The following is a 12,356-nucleotide window of genomic DNA, read 5'->3' on the forward strand; positions in this document are numbered from 1 at the left end:
CAGGCCACCGGCCGCGCACGCCCCGGGCCGGCGCCGGCGCACCACTGCCGGACGGCCGCCGCACCACTGCCGGACGGCCGCGTCCGGCACTGGTTTGCACCACTGCGCCACCCAGCGGTTAGCCTGACGCCACCAGTCAGCCGGATCCACGGGGAACGCCATGTCGCAGTCGGTCGACCGCGCGCTGACCCTGCTCGACGCACTCGGCGACGCGCCGCTCTCGCTGGAGCAGGCCGCCAGCAGCCTCGGGGTGCACAAGTCCACCGCCCTGCGGCTGCTGCGCACCCTGGAGGAGCACGGCTTCGCCCGCCGCCAGCCGGACCTGCGCTACCGGATCGGCGGCCGGGTGCTCTCGCTGGCCCACCGCGCGCTGGAGGACTTCGACGTCCGGCAGGTCGCCGCGCCGTACCTGGCCGCGCTCAACGCCCGCTGCGGCTACACCGTCCGGCTGGCCGTGCTGCACGACGGCGAGGTGCTCTACCTGGACGAGGTGGCCGGGCCGCCGGGTGCGGAGCCGTCCCGGATCGGGCGCCGGGCCCCGGTCGACGGGACGGCGGTCGGCCGGGTGCTGCTCGCCGGGCTGGCCGCGGACGGCGGGCGCGAGGAGCCCGAGCTGGCGGCGGTGCGCCGCCGGGGCTGGGCGGCCGAGTCCTACGAGCACCGGGAGCCGGTGACCTGCGTGGCCGCGCCGGTCGCGGGCAGCGGCGGGCGGACGGTGGCGGCCTGCGCGCTGAGCGCCCCGGCGAGCGAGGTGCCGCCGGCCGAACTGGCCCGGATGGTGCCGGAACTGCTCTGCACCGCCGAGGCGATCTCGCTCGCGTACGGCGGCTCGCCTACTCCTCGCTGGTGCGAGAACCGTTGCGGTGCCAGGCCCGCGGGGCACGCCAGCCGTACTTCAGCGCGAGCATCCGCAGCCCGAAGGCGGTGAGCGCGGCCGCGGTGCCGGTCACGCCGGTGAGCCGGTTCGCGCCGATCAGCAGCGCGACCACGGTGGCGCCGACCAGGGCCGGGACGGCGTAGATCTCGCGGTCCCAGCGCAGCAGCGAGGGGATCTCCCCGGCCAGCACGTCGCGGATCACGCCGCCGCCGGCCGCGGTCACCATGCCGAGCGCGATCGCCGCGACCGCGCCGAGGCCGAAGTCGTGCGCCTTGGCGGTGCCGGTCACGCAGAACAGCCCGAGCCCGAGCGCGTCCAGGGTCTGCACGGCCCGGTTGATCCGCTCGACCTCCGGGTGCAGGAAGAACACCACCAGCCCGGCGGCGAGCGGGGTCAGGAAGTAGCCGAGGTTGGTGAACGCGGCGACCGGGGTGGCCCCGATGACCAGGTCGCGCATCACCCCGCCGCCGAGGGCGGTGGCCTCGGCCAGCACACAGATCCCGAAGATGTCCATGTTCTTGCGGACGGCGAGCAGGCCCCCGGAGAGGGCGAAGACGAATATGCCGACGAGGTCCAGCGACTGCTGCACGTCGGACGGGAAGAGCTGGGATGTCACCGTCCATGTGTACCCGATGTCCCGGAGTGCTCCGGAAAACGCTCATGATCCGGATGCGGCCGTCTCGACGAGGAGGCCGCCCGCCCCGGAGTCCCGGGTGGGCGGTCTCTTCGCGTCGAAGGCCTCAGGCCGTGGCGTCCGCCGCGTTCTCGGGGGCGTTCTCCGGGCTGTGCTAGTCGTTCCCCTCGCTGCGCTCGGGGAAGTGGCACGCCACCTGGTGCCCGGTCCCGAGCGTCACCAGCGGCGGCTCCTGGCTCGCGCACACGTCCTGCGCCTTCCAGCACCGGGTGCGGAAGCGGCAGCCGCTGGGCGGGTTGATCGGCGAGGGGACGTCGCCCTTGAGCAGGATGCGCTCGCGGCCCGCGCGCTGGCGGCGGCGCGGGTCGGGGACGGGCACGGCGGACATCAGCGCGGTGGTGTACGGGTGCTTCGGGCTGCGGTAGAGCGAGTCCCGGTCGGCGATCTCCACGATCTTGCCGAGGTACATCACCGCGACCCGGTCCGAGACGTGCCGGACCACCGAGAGGTCGTGCGCGATGATCAGGTAGGTCAGCCCGAGCTCCTCCTGGAGGTCGTCCAGCAGGTTGACCACCTGGGCCTGGATCGAGACGTCCAGCGCGGAGACCGGCTCGTCCGCGACGATCATCTTCGGCTTCAGCGCGAGCGCCCGGGCGATGCCGATGCGCTGGCGCTGGCCGCCGGAGAACTCGTGCGGGTAGCGGTTGTAGTGCTCGGGGCTGAGCCCGCACAGCTCCAGCAGCTCCTGGACGGCCTTCTTGAGGCCGCCCTCCGGCACCGCGTCCTGGAGCCTGAACGGCGCGCCGACGATGGTGCCGACGGTGTGCCGGGGGTTCAGCGAGGAGTACGGGTCCTGGAAGATCATCTGGATGTCGCGGCGCAGCGGCCGCATCGCCCCGACGCTCAGGTGGGTGATGTCGGTGCCCTCGAACTCGATGGTCCCGCCGGTCGGTTCGTCGAGCCGGGTGACGAGTCGGCCCATGGTCGACTTGCCGCAGCCGGACTCGCCCACGACGCCCAGGGTCTCGCCGGCGTTGACCGTGAAGTCGATGCCGTCGACGGCCCGCACCGCGCCGGTCTGGCGCCGCATCAGTCCGCTGCGGATCGGGAAGTGCCGGGTCAGACCGGCCACCTTCAGCAGCGGCTCGCGGCCGGGGGCGGGGGCCGGCGACGGGATCGAAGCCGCCTGAGTGTCCGTCATCGGTTCTCTCCAGAAAGGTGGTACGAGGCCGGGCTCACAGCCGGGGCGCGATCTCTTCGGCGAAGATGCGGTGCCGCTCGCCGGCCGCCAGGTGGCAGGCCGCGAAGTGCCCGGGCGCGGCCTCGGCCAGCACCGGGGTCTCGCGCGTGGAGCGCCCGTCGGTCAGGGCGGCGTACGGGCAGCGCGGGTGGAACGCGCAGCCGGACGGCACGTTGATCAGGCTGGGCGGGGTGCCCTTGACCGGCACCAGCCGGTCCTGGAGCTCCCGGTCCAGTCGCGGCATCGAGCCCAGCAGGCCCCAGGTGTAGGGGTGTTCGGGCGCGTCGAAGAGGGTCTCGGCCGGGCCGCGCTCGACGCACTTGCCGCCGTACATGACCAGGATGTCGTCGGCCAGTTCGGCGACCACCCCGAGGTCGTGGGTGATGATGATGACGGCGGAGCCGAACTCCTCCTGGAGGTCGCGGATGAGGTCCAGGATCTGCGCCTGGACGGTGACGTCCAGGGCCGTGGTGGGCTCGTCGGCGATCAGCAGCGAGGGGTCGTTGACCAGCGCCATGGCGATCATCGCGCGCTGGCGCATGCCGCCGGAGAACTGGTGCGGGTAGTCGTCCACCCGGCGGTCGGGCTGCGGGATGCCGACCCGGTCGAGCATCTCGACGGCGCGGGCCCGGGCCTGCTTCTTGGAGGCCTGGGGGTGGTGCACCCGGTAGGCCTCGACGATCTGCTGCCCCACCGTGTAGTAGGGGTGCATCGCGGTCAGCGGGTCCTGGAAGATCATCGCCAGTTCGCGGCCGCGCAGTTGGCGCACCCGGTCCGGGCCGGCCGCGATCAGGTCCTCGCCGTTCAGCCGGATCTCGCCGCTGATCCGGGCCCGCTTGGAGCGGTGCAGGCCCATGATGCCCAGCGAGGTGACGGACTTGCCGGAGCCGGACTCGCCGACGATGCCGAGGGTGCGCCCCTTGTGCAGGTCGAAGCTGACCCCGTCCACCGAGCGGACCAGGCCGTCGTCGGTGTCGAAGTGGATCCGCAGGTCGCGCACGGAGAGGAAGGGGTCGCCGGACGGGCTCTGCGCGGCGTCCGCCGGGGTCTTCTGGAGGTCGGTCACGAGAGCCTCACCCGGGGGTCGACGAGGGCGTACAGGAGGTCGACCACGAGGTTGCAGACGACGATGAAGAAGGCGGCGAGCAGGGTGACGCCGAGGATCTTGGGCAGGTCGTTGTCGGTGATCGCCTGGACGGCGAACTGGCCGACGCCCTGGAGCGAGAAGACCTGCTCGGTGATCAGCGCGCCGCCGAGCAGCAGCCCGAGGTCCATGCCGAAGATCGTGACGATCGGGGTGAGCGCGGCGCGCAGCCCGTGCCGGGCGACGACCTTGCTCTCGGCCAGGCCCTTGGCCCGGGCGGTGCGGATGTAGTCCTCGCTCATCGTCTCCAGCATCCCGGCGCGGGTGAGCCGGGCGTAGAGCGCGGAGTAGAGGAAGGCCAGCGAGATCCACGGCAGGATCAGGTTGCGGGCCCACATCAGCGGGTTGTCCGTGAAGTCCACGTACTGCAGGTTGTCCAGGATCGGCCACTCGTAGCTGAACAGCGTGAGCAGCAGCGCGCCGGTGAAGAAGACCGGCAGCGAGACGCCGGCGAGCGCGATGCCCATGGAGAGCCGGTCGAAGATCGACTTCGGCTTGAGGGCGGAGACGACGCCGGTGGCGACGCCGGAGACCAGCCAGAGCACGGCCGCGCCGGCGGCGAGCGAGATGGTCGTCGGGATCCGCTTGGACAGCTCGGGCCAGACTTCGAGGTGGTTCTTGAAGGAGTAGCCGAAGCAGGGCACGTGGCAGGTGGCCGGTTCCGGCCCGAAGTTGTACTCGGCGCCGGCGACCAGGCCCTTGAGGAACTTCCAGTACTGGGCGTACAGCGGCTGGTCGAGGCCGAGGTTCTGCTTGACCGCCGCGATCGTCTCGGGGGACGGGCTCTTCCCGATGAACTGGGCGGCCAGTTGGTCGGCCGTCTCACCGGCGATGCGCGGGAGCAGGAAGAAGATCGCGAAGGTGACGGCGCTGACGACCAGCAGCAGCACCAGGGCCGCGAGGATCCTGCGGATGATGTAGGCAAACACAGTTGGGCGGCTCCGGCGGCCCGCCGCCGTCCGGGATCTTCCGGACGGCGGCGGGCGCCGCTGCCTTCACCTGCCTTCAGGGATGCGGAGCCAGGCTCTTACTTGGTGGTGCCGATGTTCAGGTAGTCGTACTGACCCGAGTACGCCGACGTGGAGGCCAGGTTGGTGGCGTTGGACGGGCGGTACAGGAAGACCTTGAAGTAGGTCAGCGGGACGTAGACCGCCTGGTCCATGACCTTCTTGTCGATGTCCGCGTAGATCTTCTCGCGGGCCGCCTTGTCCGGGTTGACGGCGACGTCGTCGATCAGCTTGTTGACCGCCGGGTCGTCCAGCTGGGCCAGGTTGTTGTTGCCGGTGTCCTTGACCGCGCGGCCGTCGACGATCTGCTGGAGGAAGCCGTAGCCGGTCGGCCAGTCGGCGCCCCACTGCATCATCATCAGGCCGATGTTGTGCTCCGCCGCGAACTTCGGCGAACCGGCGTTGTCGGTCAGGTACTTGGACGACGGGTACTGCTGGATCTCGGCGTTGATGCCGATCTTCTTCAGCGCGGCCTGGATCGAGGTCGCGGCGGCGATCTCGGTGGAGCGCTCGGTGCGGGCCGAGATGACGGTGTTGAAGCCGCCCTCCTTGCCGCAGGCCTTCAGGGCGCTCTTGGCCTTGGCCTCGTCGCCCTTGTTGTCCTTGGTCTCCCAGGTGTTGAAGTCCTGGTGGCCCGGGATGTCCGGCGGGAGGACGGTGTTGGCGATCTGGCCGCGGATCGGGCCGCCGACGGCGGTCTGCACCGAGACCTTGTCGATCGCGTACTGGACGGCCTTGCGGCACTCGACGTTGTCGAACGGCGCGAGCTTGGAGTTCATCGCCAGGTAGACCAGCCGGCCGCCGTAGGCGTTGTCAGTGTTGGCCTTGAGCTTCGGGTCCTGGAGGATCTGCGCCTGGGTCTGCGGGTCGACGCCGGTGCCGCCGAGGTCGACCTGGGCGTTGCCGGCCAGCAGGTCCTTGTCGATGGTGGCCTGGTCGATGTTGAACCGGAGCACGATCTTGTCGCCGAGCTGCTTGCGGATCGGGTCGGTGCTCTTGTCCCAGGTCGGGTTCGGCACCAGGACGGCCTGCTTGCCGTCCTCGTAGGACTCGAACTTGTAGGAGCCCGAGGACACGATGTGCTTGACGTAGTCGGCGCCGGTGTCCTTCGCCTGCGGGACCGGAGCGGTCTGCGGGGTGGCGACCAGGTAGTCGAAGTCCGCGAACGGGTGCTGGAGGTGGAAGACGATGGTGAGGTCATCGGGCGTCTGGATCGAGTCGAGGCCGCCCTCCTTGTCCTTGAACGGACCCTGGTACGGCGTCGGGTTGTCCACCAGCAGGTTGCGGAAGTACGTCGGGCCGTTGGTGAGCACGTCCGTGAAGTTGGAGCGCTCGACGGCGTACTTGACGTCCTTCGAGGTGATCGGGGTGCCGTCGTCGTACTTCAGGCCCGGACGCAGCTTGTACGTCCAGGTCAGACCGTCCGCGCTCGGCTTGCCCTCCGACTCGGCCAGGTCCGGGACGAGCTTGTTGCCCTCCTCGCCCGGCGCCGGGTTGAAGGTGGTCAGCGAACGGGCGTACAGGCGCGAGAAGTTGTAGATGTACGCGTAGTACGTGTTGCCCGGGTCGAGCGAGTCCGGGGTGCCCTTCATCTCGAAGGTCACCGTCCCGCCCTTCTTGTCCGAGGCGTTGACGATGCTCTTGGTGGCCGCGTTGGCGCCGCCCCCGGCGGAGCCGGAGGCCGAGGAGGAGCCGCCGCTCTTCGACGAGCTGGTGCAACCGGTCACGACCAGGACCGCGGCGGCAGCCGCCGCGGTCAGGGCGACGGTACGGGACCTACGCATGGGTGAGATCAACCCCTTGGGGATGTGGAGGCGGTGGAGGGTCCTGACGTGGAGTCAGTCGATCGTTCAGCGGTGTTCGATGACGCTCGGTCAGTTGCTCTTGGGATCGAGGGCGTCGCGCAGGCCGTCGCCGAGCAGGTTGAAGGCGAGCACGGTGACGAAGATCGCCAGGCCGGGGACCACCATGTACTGGGGGTCCACCTGGTAGTACCGGATCGCGTCCTGGAGCATCCCGCCCCAGGAGGCCTGCGGGGGCTGGATGCCGACGCCGAGGAAGCTCAGCCCGGCCTCGAAGAGGATGTTGGTCGGGATCAGCAGGGTCGAGTAGACCAGGATCGGACCGACCAGGTTGGGCAGCAGTTCCTTGAACAGGATGAACGGGCCGCGGGCGCCCAGACTGCGGGCCGCGTGGACGAACTCGCGCTCGCGCAGCGAGAGCGTCTGGCCGCGCACGATCCGGCCCATGTAGGGCCAGTTGAAGAAGCCGATCACGAAGATCAGCACCAGGATGTGCAGCGGCAGGCCGTGCAGGCCGAACGCGCCGCCCTGGAGCGAGGTCGAGATCGCGATGGCGAACAGCAGCAGCGGGAACGCCAGGAAGACGTCCATCACCCGGCTGATCACGGTGTCGACCCAACCGCCGTAGTAGCCGGCCATGATGCCGAGCACGGTGCCGATGGTGTTGGACAGGACGGTCGCGCCGAAGGCGACCAGCAGGGAGACCCAGGAGCCCTCGATGACGCGGGTGAGCAGGTCACGGCCCTGCAGCGGGTCGATGCCGAGCGGGTGGTCCGCGCTCATGCCGCCCCAGTCGCCGAACGGCAGGCCACCGAGGTCGGCGTCCAGGAGGTCCTGGTGGAGGGCGTCCGGGTCGAGCCCGAACAACGACTCGATCGGCTTCGCCAGCAGGGCGAGCAGGATCAGCAGGATCACCACGACGCCGCCGGCGACGGCGGCCTTGTCCCGCTTGAAGCGGGTCCAGGCGATCTGGCCGAGGGAGCGGCCCTCGATCTTCTTGGCCGGGCTCTCGGCGGCTGGTGCCTCCGGTTCGTTCCCGGCGGTGGTCACGGATGCGGTCATGGTCAGTTGGTCCCCTCGCCGACGGTGGCCGGCCCACGGGTGCCGGTCGCCGGCTTCGGCGGTGCGGCTGCGGACGTGCGGAAGTGCTGTGGAGGAGCGGTCTTGACGGCAGTGCGTGGTGCACGGGCACTGCCACCACGCGGGATGGGCGTCGCGTGGGCGGGGCTGTCGGCGTGCGCGCTCACCTTTGTGGGGTTCCAGCACGCGCGGTGCGTTGCGCAGAACTCTCTGCCATCCGAACTGACTTGCGCCAGCCCTGCCAACCGACAGATGCCCAACTGTGATCTGCGCACATGCACTTCCCCGATCTTCGGCATATACCTCTTCACATAGCTGTTACTGCCATGTCAAGATGATCTGAGCACACATCCGGAAATTCGTCCGGAAAGCATCGAAGCCGACTTGATGGACAATCAAGTCGGCTTCGCGGAATGGGTTTTGGGGATCAGCGCCCGGGGTAGCCGGGCCACGGCCGCTGCGGCTGCTGCTGCCAGCCCTGGGCCGGCGGCTGGGTGCCGTACGCGTAACCCGGCATCGACTGCCCGGGGTACGGCGGCGGGGGCACCGGCGGGTACGGGCCGGTCGGCGGGCGCCCCGCCTCCCGGTCGAAGAACGGCCGCGCGTTGGCGCGCATCCACAGCGCCACCGGGTCGTACTCGTCCGACATCGCCACCGTGGACACCGCGAGCCCCTCCGGGGCCACCGCGATCGCGCGCTGCATCAGCGCCCGCACCGCCTCCACGGCCGGCGGCGAACTCTCGTACAGGTCAAGGCCGATGGCCAGGTACGGCTCCCCCACCGCGGGCTGCACCCAGGCCCGGCGCAGCGCCCGCACCGGACGCACCTCGACGGCCTGCCGCTCCAGCAGCGCGAAGAACGGCTGGGCGTTCAGCTGTGGCTCGCTCAGCTTCAACGGCCCCGCCGGCAGCCGGTCCAGGCCCGCGGCGATCCGCCGGAGGTCCGCCCAGGGCACCCCGACGCCGCCGCCGGGCGCGTGCGGGTTGAGCCACAGGCCCCAGCGGGTGCGGTACAGCGAGGCCGCGATCTCCCGGCCCGAGACCACCTCGTGGGCCCGCGCCCAGCCGGAGGCGGTCAGCTGCTCGGACGAGGTGACGGCCGGCGCGTAGCCGTGGCCGCTGATCTCCATGTTCCCGTACTGGGCGTCCGGGCTGCCCGGCGTGCCGTGCCACAGCAGCATCCAGACCTGACCGTCCGCCAGCGCGTGCAGCAGCCGCTCGTACGCGTCGTAGCGCTCCGGCGCGACATCGCGCAGGGCGCGCTCCAACGCGCCGGGATCAGCTCCCGGGCGCCCGGCCGGTGCCTGGCCCCAGGGCCCCGGCACACCGCCCGCTCCCGTTCCCGCACTCATGCGCCCACCTCGCCGCGCCTCTTTCCCTCAACCCGCCGACCCGTCGGCCGTCTGCACGCACCCTATGGCGCGGCACCGGCCACCGCCACGGCGACGTGCCTTTGATACGGACCCCGCTCAGACCCGCGCGTAGAACGGCTGCACCCGGGTGAGCAGCCACTCGACCACCGGGTCGTCGGCGAGGTCGAGCAGTACGAGGTGGACGCCGCCGGGCAGCGGCGCGGTTCCCAGGGCTCGCCCGAGTGCCTCGTTCACCGCGGCCGGATCGGCCGGTGCCGCCGGGTCCAGCTGGACGCCCACGAACATCACGGTCGGCTCGCCCTCGATGCTGGCCAGCGCCCTGCGGGCGGTCAGCACCCCGGGCAGCGCGGACAGTTCGCTCCGGCAGGCGGCCAGGAAGTGCTCCGGGTCCTCGCCCGGCACCGGCTCGCGCAACGCCACCCGCCCGCCGGTCGGCTCCGACGCGTCGCCGGCGCCCTCCCAGCGGTCCGCGCGCGGACCGCGGCGCAGCTCGGCGACCCCCTGCGGCGGCACCGGGATGCCCACCGCCGCCTCCGGGTTCACCGCGATGCCCAGGCCCAGCGGCAACCCGCGGGCGAACTCCCACACCGGCGCGATCGCGAAGGCCATCCCCGGCGCCTGCTGGAGGAACACCTCCTGCGAGGAGAACACCGGCACGTACGGGTCGCCGCCCAGCTCGATGGTCGGCAGGTCCAGCGACTGCCCCTGCGGGTCGGCCCCGGCCGGCAGCGGCACCCACACCTGGCTGCGCGCCAGCACCTCGATCACCCGCGGCGTCGCGCCCGGGTCCCCCAGGGCCGCGGTCAGCACCTGCTCCAGCTCGTTGGCCGGCCAGGAGCCGCCCGCCGGCGCCTCCTCCGGACCGCCCCACCCCTGCTGCTGCTCCACCGGGTACCCCATGCGCCGCCGATTCCGCCCTCTGCCGGTCGGCCGCCCACTGCTGCGCCGACGCGCAGCAGTCTAGGGCCCCGGGGCCTTCCTCTTTAGGGCTCGTGTTCGGGTGCCGTTTTAGGGCTCGTGTTCGGGTGCCGTCCGGGGCCCGGCCTCGGGCCCGCCCGGCCTCGTGTCCGGGTGCCGTCCGGGGCCCGTGTCCGGATACCACGCGGTGTGACCGGGTCCCCCCTCCCCTCGTCGCCCGGGACGTGCCATGATGTGCCCGTCCGACGGCATGCGCCGCGGGCCCCTACAACTCCACACCGGCCGCTCGAACCCGCGCGGGAGAGCCCGGAGTGCCGCTCAGGCACAGCCGGCGCCGAAGGAGCAAGTCCTCCCCGGAATCTCTCAGGCACCCCTACCGCACGGGTTAGGCACATCTGGAAAGCGGCGCACGGCCCTGTCGTACGCCCACCCACGGTGCAAGCCGCCATGCTGTCCCCCAAGCTGGAAACGGCTGCGGGCGGCGGGGCGGTGAAGCTCTCAGGTTCGACGACAGATGGGGAGACCCACGCCGCCGCATGCCCGCGCGCAGGGTCGGCCCCCGAGCGGGTCCGATCCGGTGCGTGCACCCCTGAGTGCCCCGACCGAGGAGTTCCTGGCCATGTCGTCCCTCCGCCTGACCGCGCTCGACGCGCTGCACCGCGCCCTCGGCGCGACCATGACCGACTTCGCCGGCTGGGACATGCCGCTGCGCTACGGCAGCGAGCGCGAGGAGCACCTCGCCGTCCGCACCAAGGCCGGCCTGTTCGACCTCTCGCACATGGGCGAGATCACCGTCACCGGCCCGCAGGCCGGCGAGATGCTGGACCACGCGCTGGTCGGCTTCGTCTCCGCGCTCGGCGTGCTGCGCGCCCGCTACACCATGATCTGCGCCGAGGACGGCGGCATCCTGGACGACCTGATCGTCTACCGCCTGCGCGAGGACGCCTTCCTGGTCGTCGCCAACGCCTCGAACGCCCAGCTGGTCCTCGACGAGCTGATCGCCCGCGCCAAGGGCTTCGACGCCGTCGTCACCGACGACCGCGACACCTACGCGCTGATCGCCGTCCAGGGCCCGGAGGCCACCGGCATCCTGGCGAAGACCACCGACGCCGACCTGCCCGGCCTGAAGTACTACGCGATCCTCCCGGCCCGGGTGGCCGGCCGCGACGTGCTGCTCGCCCGCACCGGCTACACCGGCGAGGACGGCTTCGAGATCTTCTGCCACCCGGTCGACGCCGAGCCCGTCTGGCAGGCGCTGACCGCCGCCGGCGAGGGCCACGGCCTGATCCCGTGCGGCCTGTCCTGCCGCGACACGCTGCGCCTGGAGGCCGGCATGCCGTTGTACGGGCACGAGCTGTCCACCGACCTGACCCCGTTCGACGCCGGCCTGGGCCGGGTCGTCCGCTTCGACAAGACCACCAACGAGGGCGCCTTCATCGGCCGCAAGGCGCTGGAGCAGGCCGCCGCCGCGGCCGAGACCAACCCGCCGAAGAAGCTGGTCGGCCTGGTCTCCGAGGGCAAGCGGGTGCCGCGCGCCGACTACACCGTGGTCTCCACCGAGGGCGAGCCGATCGGCCGGATCACCTCCGGCGCGCCGTCCCCGACGCTCGGCCGGCCGATCGCGATGGCCTACGTCGACGCCGCCCACGCGGAGCCCGGCACCACCGTCGCGGTGGACGTCCGCGGCAAGCACGAGCCCGTCCAGGTCGTGGCGCTGCCGTTCTACAAGCGCGCCCGCTGAGCCTTCGTCCCGCCCCCGTTTTTCCCATACACGCACGTCGCAGCCGTCCGCGCGGCGGCCCGCTTCGTCGTGCCCGCTTCCCATCCTGGAGAATGACGCCATGAGCAACCCCCAGCACCTGCAGTACACCAAGGAGCACGAGTGGCTGACGGCCGCCGAGGACGGTGTCTCCACGGTCGGCATCACCGAGCACGCCGCCACCGCGCTCGGTGACATCGTCTACGTGCAGCTGCCCGCGGTCGGCGACACCGTGACCGCCGGTGAGACCTGCGGCGAGCTGGAGTCCACCAAGTCGGTCAGCGACCTGTTCTCCCCGGCCACCGGCGAGGTCACCGAGATCAACCAGGACGTCATCGACGACCCGGCCTCCGTGAACGCGGACCCGTTCGGGAGCGCCTGGCTGTTCAAGGTGCGCGTCGAGGCCACCGACACGCTGCTCAGCGCGGACGAGTACACCGCCTTCATCGGCGGCTGACCAGCCCGTGACCGGGCGGGCCGCTCGTCGGCCCGCCCCTACCGTCCCTCCGCTCTCCTCCACCGG

The 12,356-nt window shown here is 71.4% G+C and carries 11 protein-coding genes and 1 riboswitch; of the genes, 3 read left to right on the plus strand and 8 right to left on the minus strand.

Annotated elements, in window-relative coordinates; genetic code table 11:
* Positions 1–160: 160 nt before the first annotated feature.
* Positions 161–928, plus strand: coding sequence for an IclR family transcriptional regulator (locus tag ACZ5OX_RS14220; RefSeq protein ID WP_465630158.1), 768 nt, complete (start codon positions 161–163; stop codon positions 926–928).
* Here ACZ5OX_RS14220 and ACZ5OX_RS14225 read toward each other — a convergent pair.
* From ACZ5OX_RS14225 to ACZ5OX_RS14260, 8 genes are all read right to left on the minus strand, one after another.
* The gene (locus tag ACZ5OX_RS14225) at positions 834–1,493 is read right to left on the minus strand and encodes a trimeric intracellular cation channel family protein (protein WP_449791757.1); all 660 of its coding nucleotides are present in this window, start codon (positions 1,491–1,493) and stop codon (positions 834–836) included. The two genes, ACZ5OX_RS14220 and ACZ5OX_RS14225, sit on opposite strands and share 95 nt — an antisense overlap.
* A 172-nt stretch (positions 1,494–1,665) precedes the next feature.
* On the minus strand, positions 1,666–2,712 hold the full coding sequence (locus ACZ5OX_RS14230; protein WP_449791756.1) for an ABC transporter ATP-binding protein: 1,047 nt from the start codon (positions 2,710–2,712) through the stop codon (positions 1,666–1,668).
* 34 nt (positions 2,713–2,746) lie between these two features.
* Positions 2,747–3,817 carry an ABC transporter ATP-binding protein gene (locus ACZ5OX_RS14235; RefSeq protein ID WP_465630159.1) on the minus strand — a complete coding sequence of 357 codons (1,071 nt, stop codon included), beginning with the start codon at positions 3,815–3,817 and terminating at the stop codon, positions 2,747–2,749.
* Positions 3,814–4,824, minus strand: a complete 1,011-nt coding sequence (locus ACZ5OX_RS14240; protein WP_449791754.1) for an ABC transporter permease — start codon at positions 4,822–4,824, stop codon at positions 3,814–3,816. The genes ACZ5OX_RS14235 and ACZ5OX_RS14240 overlap by 4 nt, the downstream gene beginning before the upstream one ends.
* Positions 4,825–4,922: 98 nt before the next feature.
* Complete coding sequence (locus tag ACZ5OX_RS14245) at positions 4,923–6,686, minus strand: ABC transporter substrate-binding protein (RefSeq protein WP_465630160.1); 1,764 nt, start codon at positions 6,684–6,686, stop codon at positions 4,923–4,925.
* A gap of 90 nt (positions 6,687–6,776) precedes the next feature.
* Positions 6,777–7,766: an ABC transporter permease gene (locus ACZ5OX_RS14250; RefSeq protein ID WP_449791752.1), complete on the minus strand. Its 990-nt coding sequence runs from the start codon at positions 7,764–7,766 to the stop codon at positions 6,777–6,779.
* 445 nt (positions 7,767–8,211) lie between these two features.
* Complete coding sequence (locus ACZ5OX_RS14255) at positions 8,212–9,135, minus strand: enhanced serine sensitivity protein SseB C-terminal domain-containing protein (RefSeq protein WP_402401025.1); 924 nt, start codon at positions 9,133–9,135, stop codon at positions 8,212–8,214.
* 117 nt (positions 9,136–9,252) lie between these two features.
* Positions 9,253–10,056 (minus strand): enhanced serine sensitivity protein SseB C-terminal domain-containing protein, encoded by an 804-nt coding sequence (locus tag ACZ5OX_RS14260; protein ID WP_449807426.1) that lies wholly within the window; start codon positions 10,054–10,056, stop codon positions 9,253–9,255.
* Between the two features lie 305 nt (positions 10,057–10,361).
* Positions 10,362–10,463: riboswitch (glycine riboswitch) on the plus strand.
* Between the two features lie 230 nt (positions 10,464–10,693).
* On the opposite strand from ACZ5OX_RS14260, the gene gcvT reads away from it, so the two are divergent.
* A complete protein-coding gene (gcvT, locus tag ACZ5OX_RS14265) occupies positions 10,694–11,815 on the plus strand; it encodes a glycine cleavage system aminomethyltransferase GcvT (RefSeq protein WP_465630161.1) in 1,122 nt (373 codons plus the stop codon).
* A gap of 100 nt (positions 11,816–11,915) precedes the next feature.
* Positions 11,916–12,290, plus strand: a complete 375-nt coding sequence (gcvH, locus tag ACZ5OX_RS14270) for a glycine cleavage system protein GcvH (protein WP_449791748.1) — start codon at positions 11,916–11,918, stop codon at positions 12,288–12,290.
* Positions 12,291–12,356 lie beyond the last annotated feature (66 nt).

The organism is Kitasatospora sp. NPDC032121 (assembly GCF_055580145.1).